This window comes from Marinobacter sp. W-8, assembly GCF_044342215.1.
Taxonomy (GTDB): domain Bacteria; phylum Pseudomonadota; class Gammaproteobacteria; order Pseudomonadales; family Oleiphilaceae; genus Marinobacter; species Marinobacter nauticus.
Window position 1 is genome coordinate 1317694 of the sequence record NZ_CP172297.1, and the last position, 23182, is coordinate 1340875.

General features: G+C 57.6%; 17 protein-coding genes. 14 read left to right on the forward strand and 3 right to left on the reverse strand.

The window, feature by feature from the left end:
• The first annotated feature begins 66 nt into the window (after positions 1-66).
• The 5 genes from ACF8YQ_RS06055 to ACF8YQ_RS06075 all read left to right on the forward strand — a co-directional run bounded on the left by ACF8YQ_RS06055 (position 67) and on the right by ACF8YQ_RS06075 (position 8517).
• A complete protein-coding gene (locus ACF8YQ_RS06055; protein WP_396622882.1) occupies positions 67-4947 on the forward strand; it encodes an NAD-glutamate dehydrogenase in 4881 nt (1626 codons plus the stop codon).
• A gap of 68 nt (positions 4948-5015) precedes the next feature.
• Entirely contained in the window at positions 5016-5693 is a 678-nt protein-coding gene (can, locus tag ACF8YQ_RS06060) for a carbonate dehydratase (RefSeq protein WP_226597049.1), read from the forward strand.
• A 126-nt stretch (positions 5694-5819) separates the two neighbouring features.
• Positions 5820-5993, forward strand: a complete 174-nt coding sequence (locus ACF8YQ_RS06065) for a hypothetical protein (protein ID WP_014421070.1) — start codon at positions 5820-5822, stop codon at positions 5991-5993.
• A 133-nt stretch (positions 5994-6126) separates the two neighbouring features.
• Positions 6127-7182, forward strand: coding sequence for a methyltransferase (locus ACF8YQ_RS06070; protein ID WP_396622883.1), 1056 nt, complete (start codon positions 6127-6129; stop codon positions 7180-7182).
• Between the two features lie 195 nt (positions 7183-7377).
• Positions 7378-8517, forward strand: coding sequence for a class I SAM-dependent methyltransferase (locus ACF8YQ_RS06075; RefSeq protein WP_396622884.1), 1140 nt, complete (start codon positions 7378-7380; stop codon positions 8515-8517).
• Positions 8518-8520: 3 nt separating this feature from the next.
• Here ACF8YQ_RS06075 and ACF8YQ_RS06080 read toward each other — a convergent pair whose 3' ends face one another.
• Positions 8521-9138 (reverse strand): riboflavin synthase subunit alpha, encoded by a 618-nt coding sequence (locus tag ACF8YQ_RS06080; RefSeq protein ID WP_396622885.1) that lies wholly within the window; start codon positions 9136-9138, stop codon positions 8521-8523.
• Between the two features lie 157 nt (positions 9139-9295).
• Between ACF8YQ_RS06080 and ACF8YQ_RS06085 the strand changes: the two genes are divergently transcribed.
• From ACF8YQ_RS06085 to ACF8YQ_RS06105, 5 genes are read left to right on the forward strand one after another with little or no spacing between them, the layout of a single operon-like run.
• Positions 9296-10189, forward strand: coding sequence for a hypothetical protein (locus ACF8YQ_RS06085; protein ID WP_396622886.1), 894 nt, complete (start codon positions 9296-9298; stop codon positions 10187-10189).
• 60 nt (positions 10190-10249) lie between these two features.
• A complete protein-coding gene (locus tag ACF8YQ_RS06090; RefSeq protein WP_396622887.1) occupies positions 10250-10927 on the forward strand; it encodes a TetR/AcrR family transcriptional regulator in 678 nt (225 codons plus the stop codon).
• Positions 10928-10985: 58 nt separating this feature from the next.
• Positions 10986-11486, forward strand: coding sequence for a L,D-transpeptidase family protein (locus ACF8YQ_RS06095; RefSeq protein WP_396622888.1), 501 nt, complete (start codon positions 10986-10988; stop codon positions 11484-11486).
• Positions 11487-11509: 23 nt separating this feature from the next.
• Entirely contained in the window at positions 11510-12751 is a 1242-nt protein-coding gene (locus ACF8YQ_RS06100) for a mechanosensitive ion channel family protein (protein WP_396622889.1), read from the forward strand.
• Positions 12748-13536 (forward strand): S-methyl-5'-thioinosine phosphorylase, encoded by a 789-nt coding sequence (locus ACF8YQ_RS06105; protein WP_224849053.1) that lies wholly within the window; start codon positions 12748-12750, stop codon positions 13534-13536. Before ACF8YQ_RS06100 ends, ACF8YQ_RS06105 begins: the two co-directional genes overlap by 4 nt.
• On the opposite strand, the gene ACF8YQ_RS06110 is transcribed toward ACF8YQ_RS06105, so the two are convergent.
• Complete coding sequence (locus ACF8YQ_RS06110) at positions 13517-14311, reverse strand: CsiV family protein (RefSeq protein WP_396622890.1); 795 nt, start codon at positions 14309-14311, stop codon at positions 13517-13519. The genes ACF8YQ_RS06105 and ACF8YQ_RS06110 overlap by 20 nt on opposite strands.
• Before the next feature lie 29 nt (positions 14312-14340).
• Positions 14341-17862, reverse strand: a complete 3522-nt coding sequence (mfd, locus tag ACF8YQ_RS06115) for a transcription-repair coupling factor (protein WP_396622891.1) — start codon at positions 17860-17862, stop codon at positions 14341-14343.
• Between the two features lie 237 nt (positions 17863-18099).
• Between mfd and ACF8YQ_RS06120 the strand changes: the two genes are divergently transcribed.
• From ACF8YQ_RS06120 to ACF8YQ_RS06135, 4 genes are all read left to right on the forward strand, one after another.
• Entirely contained in the window at positions 18100-19503 is a 1404-nt protein-coding gene (locus ACF8YQ_RS06120; protein WP_396623279.1) for a glyceraldehyde-3-phosphate dehydrogenase, read from the forward strand.
• Positions 19504-19826: 323 nt separating this feature from the next.
• Positions 19827-21173, forward strand: a complete 1347-nt coding sequence (locus tag ACF8YQ_RS06125; protein WP_014421081.1) for a Na(+)-translocating NADH-quinone reductase subunit A — start codon at positions 19827-19829, stop codon at positions 21171-21173.
• Between the two features lie 4 nt (positions 21174-21177).
• Positions 21178-22386: an NADH:ubiquinone reductase (Na(+)-transporting) subunit B gene (locus ACF8YQ_RS06130; protein ID WP_396622892.1), complete on the forward strand. Its 1209-nt coding sequence runs from the start codon at positions 21178-21180 to the stop codon at positions 22384-22386.
• On the forward strand, positions 22379-23182 hold the full coding sequence (locus ACF8YQ_RS06135) for a Na(+)-translocating NADH-quinone reductase subunit C (RefSeq protein WP_022991580.1): 804 nt from the start codon (positions 22379-22381) through the stop codon (positions 23180-23182). Before ACF8YQ_RS06130 ends, ACF8YQ_RS06135 begins: the two co-directional genes overlap by 8 nt.

A 23182-nucleotide genomic window follows, 5' to 3' on the forward strand; every position in this document is an offset into this window, starting at 1 on the left:
GGGTTTGACTATGCTTATGTGACGATACCCTGATTACGTTTCTTTCACACAAACCAGAGGTCGGATATGAATGCGCTGACAATCGCCAGCAAGGATCAGTTTTTCGAACAGTTGGCCGATGCGTTCTCAGAAAAGATTGCAAAAACCGAGGCAAAGAAGATCGCGGATTTTGCCAGACAGCATTACGCTCATATTCCTCTGGAGGAGTTGGCCAGTCGCCGCTTCTCGGATACCTACGGTGCCGTACTGGCGGCGTGGCAGTTCCTGCAAAAACGCAGCGCCGATGAAACCCCGGTTTCGGTGTTCAACCCGGACCTCGAAAGTGACGGCTGGCAGTCTACCCACAGCGTTGTTTTCATTCTCCATCCCAATATTCCGTTCCTGATTGATTCCCTGCGCATGGCCATCAATCAGCGGGAAATCGGCACCCACTCCATTCAGCATTCTATCCTGCGAGTGGAGCGGGATGACAATGGCAAGCTGAAGAAACTGCACACCACCAAAAAGGCATCGAAGGACGCAAGCTACGAAGCGTTTATCGTGCTTGAAATCGACCGACACAGTGCTCCGGAAGATCTTCGCGACCTGGAACAGACACTGCAGAAAGTGCTGCACGAGGTACGCATTGCGGTGGGTGATTTCCCGATCGTGAAAGGTAAGGTCAGCGAGATCGTCAAGGAGCTGGATGCCACCACGGCGGGGATCAGTGAGGAAGGTAAGGAAGAAGCCCGGGCTTTTCTGACCTGGCTGGTAGATGATCACTTCACATTCCTGGGGTACGACGAATACGACTTTGCCAAGGACAAACAGGGCATGGTGGTGCGCCGGGTAGAGAACTCGGAACTGGGTATCCTGCGGGTCAACAACGAACGCCCGGATCGGGTCCGGCTGAATGAACTGCCACAGCGTACCCGCCATGAAATGACCCGTTCTGATGACATCTTCATCTTCGCCAAGTCGGCGCAGCGGTCCCGCGTGCACCGGCCGGCCTATCCGGACTACATCGCGGTCAAGAAATTCAACAGCAAGGGTGAAGTGGTGGGCGAACGCCGCTTCCTCGGTCTTTACACCGCTCGGGTCTATAACGAGCGGCCTGACGAGATTCCGCTGTTGCGGCGCAAGTTCCAGAGCGTGATGAAGCGGTCCGGTTTCCTGACCGACGATTACGCCGGCAAGGAGCTGGAACAGATCCTGACGCTCTACCCGCGGGACGAGCTGTTCCAGATCGAAACCGATGAGTTGCTGCGCGTTGCCAAGAGCATTCTCTACATCCAGGAGCGTCGCCGCATCGAGCTGTTCATGCGGGAGGACGTATACGGCCAGTTTGTGACCTGCCTGGCCTTCTTCCCCAGGGATATCTACAACACCGAGTTACGCCTGAAGGTGGAACAGGTGTTGCTGGACCGCCTGGAGGCTGAGGACATTGAGTTTGTTACGCACTTTTCCGAATCGGTGCTGGCCCGGGTGCAGTTCACCATCCGGGTGCCGCAGGTGGAAAACCGCCAGTTGCCGCTGGCTGAAATCCGCGACAGGGTTATTGAGCTCGCCCAGTCCTGGCGAGACGGCCTCTACGAAGCATTGAGCGAAGCCTATGGCGAAGAGCAGGGCAATGAGCTGTATCGCGTCTGGGCAGGCGGTTTCCCGGCCAGCTACACTGACATGTTTTCACCTCGCCGGGCGGCCATCGACCTGGAGCACATCACTGCCTCTGCCCGCGACGATGATCTGGCCATGAGCTTCTACCGGGCCCTGGAAGAAAACGAGAACACGCTGCATTTCAAACTGTTTTATCCGGACGAGCCGCTGCCACTGTCGGATGTGATGCCGATTTTCGACAATCTCGGTTTCCGGGTGATTGGCGAGCACCCGTTTGAGGTGATTGATCGAACGGGTAAAACGGTTTGGATTCATGACTTTACCCTGCAGTCCCACACTGGGAACGTGGTGGATATTCACCGTATTCGCCCGATTTTCGAAGAGTTGTTCCGCCGGGTCTGGCACGGTGAAGCCGAAAACGACGCCTTTAACCGCCTGTTGTTGTCCTCCTACATGAGCTGGCGTGAGATCGCGTTGCTGCGTACTTACGCCCGCTACATGCGCCAGATCCGGTTCTCCAACAGTCAGACGTTCATTTCCAACACGTTGGTGAATCACGTCAACCTGACACGGATCCTGCTGGAATACTTTGAGGTCCGATTCAACCCTGAGCGTTTCAAGAGTAAGGGTAAAAGCGAGGCGGCCCAGCAGAAACTGGAAATCGAATTCAACGCCGGCCTGGATGAGGTGGAAAACCTCAGTGAGGATCGCGTGCTACGGCTGTATCTGGAGCTGATGCAGGCGACGTTGCGCACCAACTACTACCAGCCGGATGGCGAGGGCCGGCCCAAGCCCTACATCAGTGTGAAATTTGACCCGTCGCAGATTCCGGACATGCCGCTGCCATTACCCATGTTCGAGATCTTTGTGTATTCCCCTCGTGTGGAGGGGGTTCACCTGCGTGGTGGCAAAGTGGCCCGTGGTGGTTTGCGCTGGTCGGATCGGTTCGAGGACTACCGCACAGAAATCCTGGGCCTGGTAAAAGCGCAGCAAGTGAAGAACGCGGTGATTGTGCCGGTGGGGGCCAAGGGTGGCTTTGTTGCCAAGCGTCTGCCCGATCCGTCTGACCGGGAGGCATTCCAGGCAGAGGGTATTGCGGCCTACAAAACATTCATCCGGGGCTTGCTGGATATCACAGATAACCTGGTGGATTCCGGCATCCAGCCGCCGGAGCGGGTCATCCGCCATGACGAAGACGATCACTACCTCGTGGTGGCGGCTGACAAAGGCACCGCCACTTTCTCCGACATCGCTAATGGCCTGGCCGCGGAATATGGCTTCTGGATGGGAGATGCCTTCGCCTCCGGTGGCAGTAACGGTTATGACCATAAGAAAATGGGCATTACCGCCCGGGGCGCCTGGGTCTCCGTGGAACGGCATTTCCGTGAGATGGGCATCAACCCGGCCGTGGATGAGTTTACCGCCATCGGCATCGGTGACATGGGGGGCGATGTGTTTGGTAATGGCCTGCTGTGCTCGGAAAAAACCCGGCTGGTGGCCGCCTTCAACCACATCCACATCTTCATTGACCCGACCCCGGACGCCGAACGCAGCTACAAGGAGCGTAAGCGCCTGTTTGAACTGCCGCGTTCCGCCTGGACCGATTACGACAGCAAGTTGATTTCAAAGGGCGGCGGCGTATTCAGCCGCAATGCCAAGTCCATTCCGGTCAGCCCGGAAATGAAAAAGCTGCTGGGCATCAAGGCGGACCGCGTTCCGCCCAATATGCTGATCAGTCACATTCTCAAGGCCGAAGTGGACCTGCTCTGGATTGGTGGTATTGGCACTTACGTGAAGGGCAGCGGTGAAAGCCACTCCGACGTGGGCGACAAGGCCAACGATGGCCTGCGGATCAATGGTGCCGAGCTGCGCTGCAAGGTTGTAGGCGAGGGCGGTAACCTCGGCTTCACCCAGATGGGGCGGATTGAATACGCTCTGAAGGGTGGTCGCCTGAATACCGACTTCATCGACAACTCGGGCGGCGTGGACTGCTCTGACCATGAAGTGAACATGAAGATCCTGCTCAACCGGGCGGTAGCCATGGGCGATCTGACTGGCAAGCAGCGCAACATCATGCTGGAGGAAATGACTGATGATGTTGCCTCGCTGGTGTTGAAGAACAACTACCGTCAGACCCAGGCCATCAGTATCGCCAGCGAGGATGCCGCCACCCGGCTGGAAGAGTATCGTCGGCTGATGAATACCTTCGAGAGCGAAGGCAAACTCAACCGGGCACTGGAGTTCCTGCCGGATGACGAAACCCTGTCAGAGCGCAAGCTGGCCAAGAAAGGGCTGACGCGGCCGGAACTGTCGGTGCTGATCTCCTACGTCAAAGGGGATCTGAAACAGGTGCTGATCGACAGTAATCTGCCGGACAATCCTCTGCTGGCGGGTGAGATGTACAAGGTCTTTCCGCGGGATCTGACCAAGCGTTTCTCGAAAGAGCTGGGTGAACACCAGCTGCGACGGGAGATCATCGCAACCCAAATCGCCAACGACATGGTTAACCACATGGGCATTACCTTTGTGGAGCGCCTGAACCAGTCTACCGGGGCGGACGCGGCCTCCATTGCCCTGGCCTGGATTATTGCCCGGGATGTGTTCCGCATCGACAGCTGGTGGGACAAGATTGAAGCGCTGGATTTCCACGTTTCCGCGGATCTGCAGATGGAGCTGATGCAGGATCTGATGCGTCTGATGCGTCGGGCTGTGCGCTGGTTGCTTCGTAATCGCCGGGCAGAGCTCAATATCCAGAGTCACATGGAGCGGTTTGCCGACAGCGTCTGGGCCATTACCTCCGGCCTGCCGGAATATCTGGGTGACCAGGCTCGTGCCAACTGGGAAAAACGCAATGACGAGCTGGTGGCTGCCGGCTTGCCGAAGGAGTTGGCTTCAGTACTGGCAGGTACCGGCTATCTGTATTCTTCCCTTGGCATTATCGAGGCACAGGAAGCCACAGGCATGCCGCTGAAGACCGTGGCCAACCTGTACTACGATCTGGGTGATCGTCTCGACCTGACCTGGTTCGCTAACGCCATCGCAGCGCTGACGCCAAGTTCCCATTGGCAGGCCCTGGCGCGGGAAAGCTTCCGCGAGGATCTGGACTGGCAGCAACGGGCCCTGACCACCGGTGTGCTGAAAAGCGCTGAAAGCCCCGAGAAAGTCACCGATAGTGTGAACGCCTGGGAGCAGCGCAACCAGCACATGATTGATCGCTGGAACGCGATGCTGGCGGAACTCAAAGGCGTAAGGGAGCCAGAATACGCCATGTTCTCGGTCGCACTGCGGGAGCTGCTGGACCTGGCGCAAAGCACCATGCATCAGAGCCCGGAAGACGTAACGACCAACTGACTATTGCGTTATGCCGTTGATTCCCGTTCAATCCCGCAGCGGGAATCAATGGCAGGAGCAACAAGATAATGGCACCACTGAAACATCTACTGGACAAGAACCGGGCCTGGGCCAATGGCATCAAGTCGGTGGACCCGAAGTTCTTTGACCGGCTCTCGAACCAGCAGGCACCGGAGTACCTGTGGATCGGCTGTGCCGACAGTCGGGTACCTGCGAACCAGATTGTGGACTTGCTCCCCGGTGAGCTTTTCGTGCACAGAAACGTGGCCAACGTGGTTGTGCATACAGATTTCAACTGCCTGTCGGTGCTCCAGTTCGCCATCGAAGTGTTGAAGGTCAAACACGTATTGGTAGTGGGGCATTACGGTTGTGGTGGCGTGCGCGCGGCATTGCTGAACGAAGGCTTTGGCCTGATTTCAAATTGGCTGCGCCATGTTCAGGACGTGCGTGACCGGCACCAGTCGGTACTGGATGCCATTCCGAACGTACAGGACCGGGTTGACCGCCTGTGTGAGCTGAACGTGGTGGAGCAGGTGGGGCATGTGTGCCAGAACAACATTGTTCAGGAAGCCTGGCGTCGCGGACAGCCACTGACTGTGCACGGTTTCGTTTACGACGTGGCCGACGGTCTGTTGAGGGACATGGGGCTGTCGATCGCCAGCGAGGCCGACCGGGAAAGGATTCGTCAGTCCAGCCTGGATGAGCTCATCGAACGACCGGTTCGCTCCGGGCGTCAAAAAATATAACGCAAAGAATGTCAAAATCTGTCAAAAAATCGTGATGCTCGTCACTTCCTGACCCGTGGCGTCATCACAGTAGTGACCTTCCGCGTCTGTTACAGTGGCGACTGTAAGCAGTAAGGGAGGTAAACCATGAAAGAACTGATGCAGAAAGCCCTGCAGGCACTGGGAACCCGCAGAAACGAAAGTTCTGCCATGGATAGCGCAAGGGCTGAGGCCAAGCGCACCGAAGCACGCACCCCGGAAGATTGGGGAATGTCACCTGAAGACGCCCTGCGTGTGGGTACGGTTGCACGTTACAAATAATACCTGGCACTTCCCGGGCGGCCCCAGAGGCCGACCCCGATAGCGACAGCCCCGACTGATGCCACAGGGCAGACTCGGGGCTTTTTTCCGGTTAGCATACGCGGCTCATGATTCTGGCAATGGTCCGCTACCCATGTCTGCACTGCCCAATACCCACGAAGTTCTGCTCCGCAATGCGCATCTGTTGAATGGACGCCCAGCGCTGTTAGGCGTCTCGGATGCATCGCTTTTGCCCCGATGCCCGGTTCCCGGTATCGCGATGACCGAGCACGCCGGTCTTTGGCAAATCCTGTTCCATGACACTGACTGGGCTGGCTGTTTTGGTTACGAGCCAGATCGGCAGCAGCAGGGCTCTTGCGATACCGTGGTGGTATTTTTGCCTAAAGCCCGGGCTGAGTGTGAGCTCCGGCTGGCTTTGGCCCGTTACCTCGGCAAACCAGGTGCGGCACTGGTGGTTATTGGCGAGAAGAAGGAAGGCATTGCTGGTGCCATAAAGCAGTTTTCTGTCGTTGCCGGGGAGGTTGTAAAGGTTGGCAGCGCCCGCCATTGCCAGGTCTGGTGCGGCAGAAATACCCAACCCCTGACCAAATTCCGGTTGACTGACTGGCTCAGCTGGACGGAGCTTTCCTGCGCTGGCGTGGCGCTCTCTGTTGCCGGCTTGCCAGGCGTTTTCAGCCTGGGTCGACTGGACGATGGCACCCAGATGTTGTTGGAAACCCTCGCTGAGTCACCCCTGGGTGTCGATCGCGTGCTCGATTTCGCTTGCGGTGCAGGCGTTATCGGATCCTGGTTGCATGGTTTTCATCAGTTGGCGGGGAAGAAGCCGATTCGAGTAGATGGGACCGATGTTCAGGCGCAGGCCGTGTTCTGTGCCCGGGAAAGTTACCGTAAGGCAGGAGTAAACGGTGAGATTTTTGCCGCCGATGGCCTGGCAGCCGTTCAAGGCAAATGGCCGGCCGTGATCAGCAACCCGCCTTTCCACACCGGTGTAAAAACCGATACCTCCATGACCGAGCAGTTCCTGGCCCAGGTGGCCGCGCATCTCGCGCACGGCGGCGAGCTGAGGCTGGTGGCCAACAGTTTTCTGCCGTATGAAGCCCTGATTCGACAACACATCGGCCCGGTTGAGAAACTTGCGCAGGACCGGCGGTTTACCGTTTACCGGGCATTTCGGAAAAAGTCGGGCTGAAAAACAGACAGAAAAAAGCCCCTGGGGTAAGGGGCAAAAGATCTTGTCCGGAAAAATGCGGCCGGCCAGCCGGGTCAGGGCTGGGGCATGACCGGAAAGGGTGTTCGGCGTGAACACCCCTAACTTAGGTTTAATTTCTAGAATAAACAGCCTAAAAGTGTTTATTCTCCCGAAAGCTGCCAACGGAAGCCCAAAATGACAACTGCCAGACTCCAGACACCTGCCGGTGAACTCCGCCTGATCCGGCCTGGCGGAACGGCTGGGCTGCGCGCCTGGGACGCTGCCGACGAGTTGTTGTTGTCGGCTGCGGAGCCTTATCTGGCAGACGGTTTGCGCGTGCTGGTGGTGGACGACCAGTTTGGTGCGCTGACCCTCGGGCTTGCCTGCTATCAGCCGCAGACAGTTGCCGACAGCGCGACGCTCGCCCACTCCCTGTTGACGAACGCTTCGCTCAATCCGGCGTTGCCCGACTGCCCCGCGGTTTTGAACTGGCGTCGGCCACCCTCAGGGCCCTTTGATCTGGTGCTGCTCCGTATTCCCCGCCAGGCCGGTTATCTGGCCTGGTTGTTGCGGTGGCTCAACAGCGTGCTGGCGGAAGACGGGCGCATACTGGCGGGCGGTATGATCAAGCATCTGCCCGATCGTAGTGTTGATGTGTTCGCCAGTGCGGTGGTCACCGAACAGGTGTTGCCTGCCCGTAAAAAGTCGCGGGTAGTGGTGTGCCGCGGTGGCTCGGCCACATTGACGGAATGGCAGGAGCAATGGCGTGGCTACCCGGTGGCAGGATTGCCCGGGCCGGTCGAGGCGCTGCCCGCAGTATTTGCCAGAGATAAGCTGGATATTGGCACGCGGGAGTTGTTACCGCTGATTCCTCAGGCGGTTAGTCGAGTGCCCCCGGCCGGGCGGATTCTGGATCTGGCGTGTGGAAATGGCGTGCTCGGGTTATCTGCGCTTGCCGGCAGGCCGGGCGCCGAAGTGCATTTCAGTGACGTATCCAGCCAGGCCATTGCCAGTGTTGAGCATAACCTGAGCCGGTATGAGGGCGGCGATTGCGTGCACTTATGGCATCAGGACGGCATCGCAGATGATTTGCCTGACTATCAGCTTATTCTACTGAACCCACCCTTCCATGAGGGTGGCGTGGTAGGCGATCACATCGCACTGAGACTGTTCAGGGATGCCGCCCGGCATCTGGCGCCGGGCGGTCGCGTATTGATGGTGGGTAATCGCCACCTGGGGTATCACCGTTCCCTGAAACAATACTTCAGCAGCGTTGAACAGAGAGCTGCAAGCCCGAAATTCGTGGTGTTCGAAGCCCGGAATAGCGCGGTGTGAGTCTCAGGCCGTCGCCGGGCGATCGTAGCCGAGGCGCGCGAGGGTATCCACGATGGTCTGGGTTTGACTATCAATCTCGATGTTGACCTTTTGCCCCTTAGTGGCCTTTCCGAATGTGGTGGCACGCAGGGTCTCCGGGATAAGGTGGACGTTGAAGCGGTTACCTTCCACCTCGCCAATGGTCAGGCTGGCGCCATTGATGGCAATGTAGCCTTTGGGGAAGATGTACTTCGCCCAGGTTTCCGGTAGTTCGAACCAGAGGGTCACGTTGTTTTCCGGCCGCAGAATATCGACGATGGTTGCGGTAGTGTGGATATGGCCACTGAGCAGATGGCCGCCGATTTCATCGCCGATTCGGGCAGCGCGCTCGAAGTTGATTTCGTCGCCGGGTTTCAGGTCGCCCAGGGTGGTCAGTCGCAGGGTTTCCTGCATGGCGTCGAAATACAACCGGTGGCCTTCCTGGCGGGTGACCGTCAGGCAGGTACCGTTGATGGCAACCGAGGCCCCGATGGTCACGCCCTGAACCCGCTCCTCCGGGAACTCGATCACGAAGGTGTTCAGGCCCGGTGCCGCGATCACGTTTTCGACCCGTGCAATGCCCTGAACGATACCGGTAAACATACATAATCTCCTGAAACCCGTTGATTGGCGCAAGCATACCGGTGCCTGTCAGTGTTGCCAAGAAGCCTGCAAGCCGCGTATGCCGGCAAAGCCGACATTCAAGAATTATTCGTAAAGGTCGATACTTGCATAAAGAACCTGAAGAACAGTGACCTCAATGGCGGAAAATACAGCAGTAGACAAGACAGATCCGGCCAACGCATCCGGAGCGGTGCTTCGCCCCGGCCGGGCCGCTGATCCGGTGCCGGCAACACCGGAATCAGCCCTCAATGCGGCGCAAAGAACCGCTGCCCTGCAGGCTGATGATGACCAGGGCCAGAATACTGAATCCGGCAGCGAGCAGCCCGAGGCGCAGGAATCGCAGGATCGGACGGCCGAGACCGGGTCGGAGAACCCGGATATCGAGCAGGCGCTGGCGGAGTCGCGACAGCGCAAGCTGCGTCTTATGCTACGGCAGTGTGACCGGGTCCTGCTGATGGACTTTAACCTGCTGGCCATGTCGGACTGGCCGGATAACTATGCGATGGCTGCTGCGCGACGCAGCCGGGATCTGTGGATTTTCAGTGCCCTTGTGGCCGCGACGTTTTTCCTCAGCGGTTTGACCGGCTTTGTGCCGGCCTGGGTGGCCGGTGGCGGCTTTGGTGCCTTCGTGATTATTCTTTTGCTGGGTGTGCCGTTCATTCGCCGGATCTACACGTCCAGGCCCTCCTATATGGATTTGATCATACGGCGGCAGCGCATGCTTCGGGATGCGCGTAAACATGCGGCTCACCTCGAGGGCAAGGAAGGGCTGATCTGGCAGTGCGCGCGGATGGCAGAGTACAACCCGGCACTGCGCCATACCCGTTTCAGTGAATTGCTCAGGCTCTCGGAGCAGCGGGTGCTGCCGCGTTACCTCGCCCGACGAGAACATGTTCGTCTGTACCTTATATACCTGCTTGAGGCGGAAAAAGCCTACGGCAAAGTCCAGCAAGCGTTTTTCGACGGCAATCAGGACGCGATAGACCGCGGTTGGCAGGCAGTGGCGGCGGTTCCTGAACACCGAGCTTGACATGACAGACCTTCAAACGTATGTTTCAAACAGACGTTTGCTAGAGGCTCTGACAACAAAATGGCGCAGTCTGATACCGTTGACCGCATTCTTGACGCTGCCGAAGAGTTGTTTGCCGAGCGTGGGTTCTCGGAAACATCGCTTCGTATGATTACCGGTAAGGCTAAGGTAAATCTGGCCGCTGTCAATTATCACTTTGGGTCGAAGAATGCTCTGATCCACGCCGTGTTCGCCCGGTTCCTGACGCCGTTTTCGGCCACCCTGGAAGCCGCCTTTGATGAACTCGAAGAGCGTTGTGATGGCCAGCCGCCCACGCTGAACCAGACCCTCTGGGCGCTCACTGAAAGCGCCGTACGTATGCCTCAGCGCAACGAGAAAGGCATTTCCATCTTCATGCGCCTGCTGGGGTTGGCCTACACCCAGTCCCAGGGCCACCTACGCAAGTTTCTCGAACAGGAGTACAGTGAGCCGTTCGGTCGCTTCATGCGGTTGCTGAAAGAGGCGACCCCAGAATTGTCCTCGGTCGATCGCTACTGGCGCATTCAGTTCATGCTTGGGGCGACGGCCTTCACCATGTCCAGCAGTGATGCCCTGATTGATATTCTCGAAAACAAGTTGGGCGTTGAAACCACGGTTCAGGAAATTGCCGCACGCCTGGTGCCGTTCCTGGCCGCAGGCATGAAGGCGACAGACAAAATGCTGGTGCCGCCTACCGCTTCAGGCGTTTCGGTTGCCTGAACTCCCCCGCCTCGGGTAGTCTTCCCTCTGGTTCGCAGCCGGAGGGAAGTCGCTACCAATGCCCGATAACAAGCCCCCCGGGGTTACCCTGTCCATTGATATCGCCAATCAGTTCCTGAAACTGGCTACTCAATCGGGTGATATCATTGCCCGCTACCCGGTATCCACTGGCCTGAATGGCCCCGGCCAGGCCGACGGCAGTGGCTGTACCCCTGTTGGCAAGCATTATGTCCGCGCCCGAATCGGGGCAGGGCAGCCATTAAATACGGTGTATCGCGGGCGCCGTCCCACTGGCGAGATCTACAGCCAGAGTCTGGCATCGGCGAATCCGGGGCGCGACTGGATTCTTACCCGTATACTCTGGCTTTGTGGCTGTGAATGGGGGCGAAACCGTGGGCCGGGGGTAGACACTTTTCGTCGTTTTATCTATATCCACGGCACGCCGGACAGTGAACCTATGGGGGTTGCCAGATCCCATGGCTGCATCCGGATGCGCAATACCGATATTGTTGAGCTTTTTGACCGGGTTCCAGCGGGAACCCCGGTCAGTATCTATTAACCCGCATAATTCAGAGGGACAGGATGATTGGCGAAGTTTTGGGTGTACTGAATGGCTGGATAGAGCAGTTCGGGTTGCTGTCTGAGGGTTGGCGGGCCGGTGTGCTCGTCTTCCTGCTCGTGCTGGGTACGGCGGCGGTTGCCTACATTGCCAGTCATGTGATTTCTGCGCTGGAGCGCAAATTCGCCAGCACTCATAACCTGTGGGACGATGCTATTCTGCACGCGGTCCGTCGGCCTGTCGTGGCTTTCGTATGGCTCCAGGGGGTGTATTGGGCTGCCGAAGTGGCACACCATTTTTCCGAGGCTGAGGTCTTCAAGGCCAACGGAACGTTGCTTCAGATCGGTTTTGTCTGGGTGGTGGTCTGGTTTTTTATCCGGCTGATCAAACAGTTCGAGAACATCCTCACCTCTCCGATCAAGATGCGCAAGCCGATGGATTACACCACGGTCAATGCCATCAGCAAGCTGTCGCGAGCGGTCGTGATTATTACCGCCGCGCTGACCGCCCTGCAAACCCTGGGCTTCAGTATTTCAGGCGTGCTGGCGTTTGGTGGTGTCGGGGGCATCGCGGTTGGTTTTGCCGCGAAAGATCTCCTGGCGAACTTTTTCGGTGGGTTCATTATCCATTTGGACCGTCCGTTCAAGGTGGGGGATTGGGTTCGATCCCCGGATCGGAGCATTGAGGGTACGGTTGAGCATATCGGATGGCGACTGACCACCATTCGCACCTTCGACAAGCGCCCGCTTTATGTCCCCAATGCGGCGTTTACCACTATTGCAGTGGAAAACCCATCACGTATGACCAATCGCCGGATCTACGAGACCATCGGCATTCGCTATGCCGATGTGCATTCCATGAAAACCATCGTGGACGAAATCCGGGAGATGCTGAAGAATCATGAAGAGATTGATGCCAACGAGACCTTAATCGTTAATTTTCTGGCGTTTAATTCATCGTCACTGGATATCATGGTGTACACCTTTACCAAAACCACCCAGTGGGTGCGTTTCCATGAGGTGAAGGAAGATGTGTTACTGAAAATCAGTGACATCATCGAAAACCATGGCGCCGAGGTGGCCTTCCCGACACGCACGCTGCATCTGCCGGATGGTGTGCGGGTCGACGGGCGCGATTCCTCGAAACGTGAGGATTCAAACGATAAATCTGCCGACAAGGACGCCGATTCCGGAAAATCCGGAAAAAATGTCGATCATGACGGCGGTTATGGCGAAGCCGATTCAGAATCCGGAGACGGGGAATGACAGAAACCAATGGCAAAGTGCCGGTAGGCATTATCGGTGGCACGGGCCTGACCAGCCTGAGCAATCTCCAGATCACCGGAGAGGAGACGGTCACAACTGCGTGGGGAGAGCCTTCCTCTGCGCTGGTGCGTGGTCAACTGGGCGATCAGCCTGTGATCTTTCTGGCGCGCCATGGCAACCCGCACCGGATTCCACCTCATCAGGTCAATTACCGGGCCAATATTCAGGCGCTGCACGATGCCGGCGCCCGGGTGCTGGTGGGCGTCAATGCGGTTGGTGGGATACACGCCAACATGGGGCCGGCCCACATTGTCATTCCCGATCAGTTGATTGACTACACCTGGGGGCGATCCAGCACCTTCTTCGAGGGCGAGCTGGACGAGGTCACCCACATTGATTTCACCTGGCCCTACGATCAGGATGCCCGGCAGGTGTTGATTGACTCCGCTCGGACGGCGGCGCTGTCATTTTCCGGTTTTGGGGTCTACGGCGCGACTCAGGGGCCGAGGCTGGAGACGGCAGCGGAAATCCGCAGGATGGAGCGGGATGGCTGTGACATCGTTGGTATGACCGGCATGCCTGAGGCCGTGCTGGCGGCAGAGCTGGGTTTGCGGTACGTCAGCCTCGGGCTGGTGGTGAACTGGGCTGCGGGTAAAACCGACCACATTATTACCATGGCCGAGATTGAAGAAGCGATTGCCCAGGGCATGTCCGGCGTTCGTCAGATTCTGGAGCGTTCCATGGCAAGTCTGGGGCAGCTTGCGCTTACCCCTCGATCTTCTTGAAGAAAACCAGGACGCCGACGGTGGGGGAGTCGATGAAGTGGATTTCCTCACTGCGCATCCGCCGCGTTTCACGAATCCAGGTCACCAGTTCTACCGGTGCCGGGCGAAGTTGATAAGCGGTACCGGTGCCTTCTGATGCTGAACCACCGGTTTCGCTATCAAGTGTATTGCCCGAGTCCTGATCGGAAAATTCTGCAACCGCTTCGGTCTGAGGCGGTGTTTCAGGCTCTGCTGGCACAGCCTCGGGATCGTCGCTGACGGCCCAGTGGTTAAGCTGCACATTGACGTGCAGGTAGCGCTGGCGGTCAATGGTGATCTGGCCTTCCACCGCTCGCTGGCCGGACTCGGCCAGCCAGTCACCGATTGCGACACGCAGAGGTTCGCCCTCGTAGTCGGGCGGAAAGGCTTCATACCAGCCGGCACTCGCCAATACCCGGTAGTTACCGCTTCGCTCGAGCCGGTTGGCCGCCTCGCCCAGGTGCAGTTGGTTGCGGGGTACCAGGTTGAGTTCGGTTACCCGCTCCCCGGATTCCTGCTCCACCCAAAGGGTTTTGCCGGCCGCTTCGACAGGTTCCACCGACTTGTTCGTCATCTGCTCTTCAATGCCGGCCGGGTCCACCAGGCGCTGTAAAATCACCAGCTCTGCCCGGTAGTAGTCGTTCGGGACATTGCCTGAAGCGCCCTGGGCCCACAGGGTTGCCGGTGTGAATGCAACTGAGGCGAACAGCGCGGCACTGGCCAGGGTTTGCCGGGAGCATAAAATGTGAGCTTGCAAGGGCGTTACTCCACCTGAATCCTTTTTTGTCATGATGCCTTTGCCGGGGCCTTGTCGGGCGCCAGTTCTTCGAGCATCGCTGCGATGGCGTCGAGTTTACCATCGGTTGAGTCATCATTCAGCCGGAAGCGAAAGCTGTTGGCGCCTTCGAGCCGGTATCGATCCGGAGCGGATTGCACTTTTTTAACCAGTTCGAGAGGGTCGACCGGTGTCGTTGCCCCGAACTCAAGCCGCACCCATTCCTTGCCGGCATCCACTTTCACGATGCCCAGAGTCTCTGCCTGCAAGCGTAGCTGTGCCTGGCGCATGAGGTTCTTGGCCGGGGGCGGTAATAATCCGAAGCGGTCAATCATCTCAACCTGAAGTTCTTTTAATGCCTCACGATCCTTCACGCTGGCAATACGCTTGTACAGCATCAGGCGGTTGTGGACATCTGGCAGGTAGTCGTCGGGAATCAGGGCCGGAATGCGCAGGTTCATTTCGGTGCCATGGCTGAGAGGCAGCTCGGCGTTGGGCGTGCGGCCGTCGCGAATCGCTTTTACGGCTTCGTCCAGCAGCTGCATGTAGAGGGTAAAGCCGATGCTTTCGATCTGACCGCTCTGTTCTTCACCCAGCAGCTCGCCAGCGCCCCGGATTTCCAGGTCGTGGGTGGCCAGCATGAAGCCTGCGCCCAGGTCCTGGGATTCGGAAATCGCATCCAGCCGCTTCCTGGCATCGGTGGAAATGGCCTTTGGCGGTGGTGTCAGCAGATAGGCGTACGCCTGATGGTGAGACCTTCCCACGCGACCCCGAAGCTGGTGCAGCTGCGCCAGGCCAAATTTGTCTGCTCGTTCAATAATAATGGTGTTGGCGCTGGGGATGTCGATGCCGGTTTCCACAATAGTGGTGCACACCAGTACGTTGAAACGCTTGTGGTAGAAATCCGACATGATCTGTTCCAGCTGGCGCTCGCGCATCTGGCCGTGTGCCACACCCACCCGCGCCTCGGGAATCAGTTTGCGAAGATCTTCCGCGGTTTTCTCGATGGTGGCGACATCATTGTGCAGGAAATAGACCTGACCGCCCCGCAGAATCTCCCGGAGAATGGCTTCTTTCACCATGGCGTCGTCGCGCTGGCGCACAAACGTTTTCACCGACAGCCGGCGGGCCGGGGGAGTGGCGATAATGGACAGGTCGCGCAGATGGCCCATGGCCATGTTCAGGGTTCTGGGAATCGGTGTGGCGGTGAGGGTCAGCATATCCACCTCGGCCCGCAGGGATTTCAGTTTTTCCTTCTGCTGAACGCCAAACCGGTGTTCTTCGTCGATAATCACCAGCCCCAGATTCTTGAAGTTGATATCGCCTTGCAGAAGCTTGTGGGTGCCAATGACGATATCTGCTTTGCCTTCTTCGATGGCGGTGATGGCCTTGGTGGTCTGGCTGCCGCTACGGAAGCGGCTTAGCAGCTCTACCGTTACTGGCGTGTCCGAGAACCGGTCGCGGAAAGACTCGTAATGTTGCTGGGCGAGAAGGGTAGTGGGCACCAGCACGGCCACCTGTTTGCCAGACCAGGTGGCCAGAAAAGCTGCGCGCATGGCCACTTCGGTTTTACCGAAGCCGACATCGCCGCACACCAGCCGGTCCATGGGGCGCTCACTGGTCATATCCTCGAATACCGATTCGATGGCTACCTGCTGGTCCGGCGTTTCCTCAAACGGAAAGCCGGCGGCAAAGGCCCGATAGGCCTCTTTCGGATCTTCAAACTGGAAGCCTTTTCGGGCTTCCCGGCGGGCGTAAACATCCAGCAGTTCTGCTGCGGTGTCGCGGATCTTTTCCAGCGCTTTTTGCTTGGCGTTGCTCCAGCGCTCCGTTCCGAGCTTGTGGAGCGGTGCGTGTTCCTCATCGGTGCCGGCGTAACGGGAAATCAGGTGCAGGCTGGACACCGGTACATAGAGTTTGGAGCCGCCGGCGTATTCCAGGGTCAGAAATTCGTCGGATTGGCCGCCGGCGGTGAGTGTCTCCAGCCCCTTGTAGCGCCCCACGCCATGGTCGATATGCACGACCGGTGCGCCAATTCTCAGTTCAGACAGGTCCCGGTAGCCGGCATCGTCTGTTTCGGTTGGTTTCTGGCGCCGGCGACGCTGCAGCACCCGCTCGCCAAACAACGCCGTTTCGGTAATCAGTGCCAGATTCTGGTCGGGCAATACCATGCCCTGTTCCAGTGGGGCAATGGTGATGGCCAGAGTGGTGCTCTCGTTTTCGAGGAATTCCGACCAGCTCTGCACGGTTGCCAGCTTGAGCTTGTGATCGGCCAGGTTGTCGATCAGCGCCTCCCGGCGCCCGGACGATTCAGCGCAGATCAGGATGCGCCCGTGGAACTCCTGAATAAACCGTTTGAGGCGCCCTGCCGGATCAGCGGCGCGCCCGTCCATGGCGACATCCGGGAGAGATTCGGTACCGCAGTTGCTGGCGCCCGCGCCGTCTTCGGGTTGACTGCTGCAGGTAATGCGCGGGTAGTGTTTGAGTTGCCCGAACACTTCATCCGGCTGCAGAAACAGCTCGGTGGGGGGCAGAATAGGGCGCAGTCGATCGTGGCGGCGGTCTTCGTAACGGGCCCGGGTTTCCGCATCAAAGGCATTGACGGCATCATTGAGGCCGTTGGCAGTAAACACCAGAGTGTTGCCCGGCAGATAATCAAATAACGTGGCGGTTGCATCGAAAAACAGTGGAAGATAGTACTCAATGCCAGGCGGTGTGATGCCGTGGGTAACATCCTGGTAAACCGGCGCGTCTTTGTCGGCATTGGGGAAATATTCAAACCAGCGATTGCGAAAGCCTGAGCGGGCTTCCTTGTGCCAGGGAAATTCGTTGGCCGGCAGAAGTTCGATGCGTTCGGTTTTATCGATGGATCTCTGGGTTTCCGGGTCAAAGGTCCGGAGGGTTTCGATTTCGTCATCGAACAGATCAATGCGGTAGGGCAGGTTAGAGCCCATGGGGTAAATGTCGAGGATGGCCCCTCGTACCGCATACTCGCCGTGTTCATACACGTTGTCGGTATGATGATAACCGGCTGCCTCCAGTTGCATTCGCCAGCTGTCGATATCCAGGGTCTGGCCCACTTCCAGCAGCAGGGTGTTGCCCTGCAGATAGCTTGGGGGGGCAAGCCGGTGCATCAGGGTGCGCGCCGGTACTACCAGAATGCCGTGGCGTGTGCCGGGTAACCGGTGCAGGGAGCGAATCCGCCTCGAGGTAATGTCCTGGTGTGGCGAAAACAGATCGTAGGGCAGTGTTTCCCAGTCCGGAAGCGACAATAGCTCAATGCCATCGGAGGTAATGATGGCGCCGTCTTCATCCGTGGGCAGCCCCAGGAAAAACCGGATGGATTGCTCCAGCTGGATGGCTTCGCTGGTACTTTGAGTGATGACCAGTGTCAGACCTTTGTGGGCGCGGGCGCTCTCGCAGATGGCCAGGGCGTCGGCACAGCCATTCAGTTGCCCCCATTTTCTGTGGTCGGCAGCCTTTTCAGGGGCAGCGGGGGCGATAAGCGGGGCGTGGGCCTGGCCTTTGGTCATGGGGCAAGCGTTCTCCTGAATAAATGCATCATTTGCCGGGGCGGCGCTATTCTATCGCCCGGTTGTGACAGTGTCATGGTCGGGGCAGACAAACGGCTATTTGCCGTATCGCCTTTTAAGTTGGATAATGTGCGCCCCAAATTATTTCCAGTGCTATACGAGGTTCCAACCGTGAGTCACGAACAGATCAACCAGCACCTGTCCAACTGGACTGACCGGGAGTCTACCGCAGAAGCGATGATCCCGTTGATCGGCCGCCTGTACCGTAAAAACAACGTTGTTACGTCCGTATACGGCCGTGCGATCATCAACCAGTCTGTTATCGATATCATCCGCGCCCATCGTTTTGTGCGTCAGGTTGAGGACAGCGAGCTGTCTGTTCACGATACGCTGCCCATTCTCGAGGCGATGGACAAGCTGGAGCTTGGCCGCGCTCACGTGGATATTGGCAAGCTGGCGGTCAAATTCAAGGCAGAGGGCGGTGACCTCACCGAGTTCCTGAAAAAGGAAATCGGCCCGGTGGTTGGCAAGTACGCCGAAGAGGCGGCCAAGGATGCCAAGGAAGAAACGAAGGATGTGGTGCTTTACGGCTTTGGCCGGATCGGCCGACTGCTGGCGCGTATCCTGGTTGAAAAAGCCGGTGGCGGCAACAACCTGCGCCTGCGTGCGATCGTTGTTCGCCAGGGTGGTGCTGACAACGATCTGGAAAAGCGTGCCAGCCTGCTGCGACGTGACTCCGTGCATGGTCCTTTCGATGGCACCATCACGGTTGATGCCGAGAACTCTGCGCTGATCGCCAACGGCAACTTTATCAAGGTGATCTATTCTGATGGCCCGGACAAGGTGGACTACACCGAGTACGGCATCAACAACGCCATCGTGGTCGACAACACCGGTAAGTGGCGCGATGAAGCGGGCCTTGGCCTGCATCTGAAGTCCAAGGGTGTCAGTCGAGTGATTCTGACTGCGCCGGGCAAGGGCGACATCAAGAACATCGTTTATGGCATCAACAACGACTGGATCACCGACGAAGACAAGATCCTGTCTGCTGCTTCCTGTACCACCAACGCCATCACTCCGGTACTGAAGGCCATCAATGACGAGTACGGTATTGAGGATGGCCACGTTGAAACCGTTCACTCCTACACCAACGACCAGAACCTGATCGACAACTACCACAAGGGTAGTCGTCGTGGCCGCAGCGCCCCGTTGAACATGGTTATTACCGAAACCGGCGCGGCCAAAGCCGTTGCCAAAGCACTGCCGGAGCTGAAAGGCAAGCTGAGCGGTAATGCTATCCGGGTGCCGACACCGAACGTGTCCATGGCGATCCTGAATCTGAACCTGAAAAGCGATGTGGATGCCGAGCAGGTAAACGAATATCTGCGCGATATGGCGCTTCACTCCGAGCTGCAGAAGCAGATCGACTTTGTGAACTCTCCGGAAGTGGTTTCCACCGATTTCGTGGGCTCCCGTCATGCCGGTATCGTCGATGCCCAGGCTACCATCGCCAATGGCAAGCGTTTGATCCTGTACGTTTGGTACGACAACGAATTCGGCTACAGCGCCCAGGTTGTGCGTTGTGTGAACCAGATGGCCGGCATAACCTATCCGATCTTCCCGAAGCGCGCCCGCGACTAAAGTCGTAGGCCGGTCTCGGCAGTTGATTGGCAGAAAGCCCCGGTAGCGCCAGCTGCCGGGGTTTTTTGTTACTTTGGCCGTACAAAACCATTTTTGTTACCGGTGGAAATAGGTTTCCTTAATCTCTATAATTGGCGCGATTTTGGGTATGTCTGGCACCCCGTTTCTCATCTTTTCCTGCGTCAAATGGCAAACAGCAGCAACTGCTATGGCATTTGAACCTCAAGGTGCAGCCGTTCGGCGCAATCCGGACAGGAAACCAGGGCCGCAGGGGCCGGGCGTTACAAATCCACAGAATAGTTTCTGATGATTGGATGAGGCTAATGATCAAGATCAAAAAAGGCCTGGATCTTCCCATCAGCGGCGCTCCCGAACAGACCATTACTGACGGCAAGCCGGTTCGCCACGTGGCGCTCATCGGTTTTGACTATCACGGCATGAAGCCGACGATGGCTGTGAAAGAGGGAGACCGTGTCAAGCGCGGTACGCTGCTGTTCACGGACAAGAAGACCGAAGGCGTTCGTTATACTTCCCCCGCTGCAGGCGTGGTGAAAGAAATCAATCGCGGTGAGCGTCGCGTTTTCCAGTCTGTCGTGATCGAAATTGATGGCGACGATGCGGAAACCTATGCCCGCTACAGCGATTCCGACCTCGCCGGCCTGGAACGCCAGCAGGTAGTTGATAACCTGGTAGAGTCTGGCCTGTGGACAGCTTTCCGTACGCGCCCCTACAGCAAGGTTCCTGAAATCGACTCTGCGCCGAATTCGATTTTTGTGTCTGTTATGGACACCAATCCGCTGGCGGCAGACCCCACCGTTATCATTGGCGAAAATAGCAAGGCTTTTGAAAAGGGCCTGACTATTATCTCCCGCCTCACCAACGGCAAAGTGTTTGTGACTGGCAAGCCCGGCTCTAACGTTGCCGTGCCCAAGGCTGACAATATTGAAGTGCACCAGTTCGATGGCGTGCATCCGGCAGGCAATGTCGGTACCCATATCCATCACCTGGATCCGGTGTCGGCCAGCAAGACTGTCTGGTCTATCAACTACCAGGATGTGATCGATATCGCCAAGCTGTTCGAAACCGGTGAAGTGCCGGTCGAGCGCATTGTTGCTATTGGTGGACCCAAGGCTGTGAAGCCGCGCCTGGTCCGTACCCGTCTGGGTGCCAGCCTGCCGGAACTTCTTGACGGGGAGGTTGCCACAGACTGTGAAGTCCGTGCCATCTCCGGTTCCGTGTTCGGTGGCCGTCGTGGTGATGGCCCCTGTGCTTACCTGGGGCGGTTCGCTAACCAGATTACTGTTCTGGAAGAACACAGCAAACGCGAGTTCATGGGCTGGTTGTCGCCGGGTCCCAACAAGTTCTCCGTGCTGAACATCTACCTGTCCAAGCTCAATCCCGGCAAGCTGTTCAACTTCACGACCACGACCAACGGTAGTGAGCGTGCGATGGTGCCGGTGGGTGCCTATGAACAGGTGATGCCTCTGGATATTCTGCCAACGCAGCTGCTGCGCTCTCTGATTGTGGGCGACACTGAAATGGCACAGAAACTGGGTGCCCTGGAGCTGGACGAAGAAGATCTGGCGCTGTGCACCTTCGTGTGCCCCGGCAAATATGAATACGGTCCGATTCTCCGTGAGAACCTGACCCGAATCGAGATCGAGGGCTAATACGATGGCAATCCGACAGTTTCTCGATGGAATCGAGCACCACTTTGAAAAAGGCGGCAAGTACGAGCGCTGGTACGCACTGTACGAAGCCGTTGATACCATTTTCTATTCGCCTGCGAGCGTGACCAAAACCACCGCTCATGTGCGTGACGGCATAGACCTCAAGCGCATCATGATCACGGTGTGGCTGTGTACGTTCCCGGCCATGTTCTTCGGCATGTGGAACATTGGCTTCCAGGCCAACAACTTCCTGGCTTCCAACTCGGATGCGATGATTGCCGACGGTGGACTGCGTGAGGCATTCATTACCGCACTGGCGGTAACCGGAGCTGGCGCTGGCTTGTGGGATAACTTCGTCTATGGCATGGCTTATTTCGTGCCCATTTACGCGGTTACCTTTATTGTAGGTGGCTTCTGGGAAGTCCTGTTCGCGACCGTGCGCAAGCACGAGGTGAACGAAGGTTTCTTCGTCACTTCCGTTCTGTTCGCGCTGATCTGCCCGCCGACCATCCCGCTCTGGCAGGTGGCGCTGGGTATCACCTTCGGTGTGGTTATCGGTAAGGAAGTGTTCGGCGGTACCGGCAAGAACTTCCTGAACCCGGCACTGACCGGCCGTGCTTTCCTGTACTTCGCTTATCCGGCGCAGATCTCTGGCGATACCGTCTGGACGGCGGTAGACGGCTTCAGTGGCGCTACGGCCCTGAGCTGGGCTGCCTCTGGTGGCCTCGAAGCACTGGAAGCCCAGATTGGTTGGATGAACGCTTTTGTGGGCACCATTCAGGGCTCCATGGGTGAAACTTCCACTATCGCCATTCTGATTGGTGGTCTGATCCTGCTGGCCATGAAGATCGCCTCCTACCGGATTGTCGGTGGTGTGCTGATCGGCATGATCGGTATGTCGCTGCTGCTGAATCTTATCGGTTCAGAAACCAATCCGATGTTCGGCGTACCGGCACACTGGCACCTGGTTATGGGCGGCTTTGCCTTCGGTATGATGTTCATGGCAACGGATCCGGTATCTGCCGCCATGACCAACACCGGTCGCTGGTGCTTCGGCATCCTGGTGGGCGTGATGACGGTGCTGATCCGTGTGATCAACCCGGCCTTCCCGGAAGGCATCATGCTGGCGATCCTGTTCGCTAACCTGTTTGCGCCGCTGATGGACCACTACGTGGTTCAGGCCAACATCAAACGGAGGCTTGCTCGTGGCTAAAGCAAAAGATACCGTCTCCAGAACCCTGATGGTGGCGTTGGTACTGAGTATTGTGTTCTCGGTTGTGGTTTCCACGGCTGCGGTCATGCTCCGTCCCGCGCAGATCCAGAACCAGAATCTGGACATCAAAACCAACATCCTTTCTGCCGCCGGCATGCTTGAGCCAGGCTCAACCGCGCAGGACATTGAAGAGACGTTTGCACGCTTCGATGTCCGCCTGGTCGACCTGGACAAGGGCGATTTTGTAGAGCCGTCTGCTGTGGGTGTTCAGGATCCCATGAAGTACGACATGTACAAGGCTGCTTCCGATCCGGAGATGTCGACCAACATCCCGTCGTCTGAAGACAAAGCTGGCATCAAGCGTCGTCCGAACGTTGCCAAGGTCTACACCCTGAGCGAGAACGGCGAGCTGGTTCGTGTGGTGCTTCCGATTCACGGCTACGGTCTGTGGTCTACCCTGTACGGCTTCGTTTCCCTTGAAGGTGACCTCAACACTATTGAAGGTTTGGGTTTCTACGCCCACGCGGAAACGCCGGGCCTGGGTGGTGAAGTTGATAACCCGCGCTGGAAACAGCAGTGGGTAGGCAAGGAACTCTACAGTGACGATCCGACCGAACCCCAGATCCGTCTGGTGAAAGGTGGGGTCAGCGCCGATGCCAAGGACAAGGAACACAAGATTGACGCGCTCTCTGGTGCCACACTGACCAGTCGTGGTGTCGAGCAGCTCGTGAACTACTGGATGGGTGAGCGCGGCTTCGCCCCGTTCCTGAAAAAACTTCGTGAAGGGGAGGTCTGA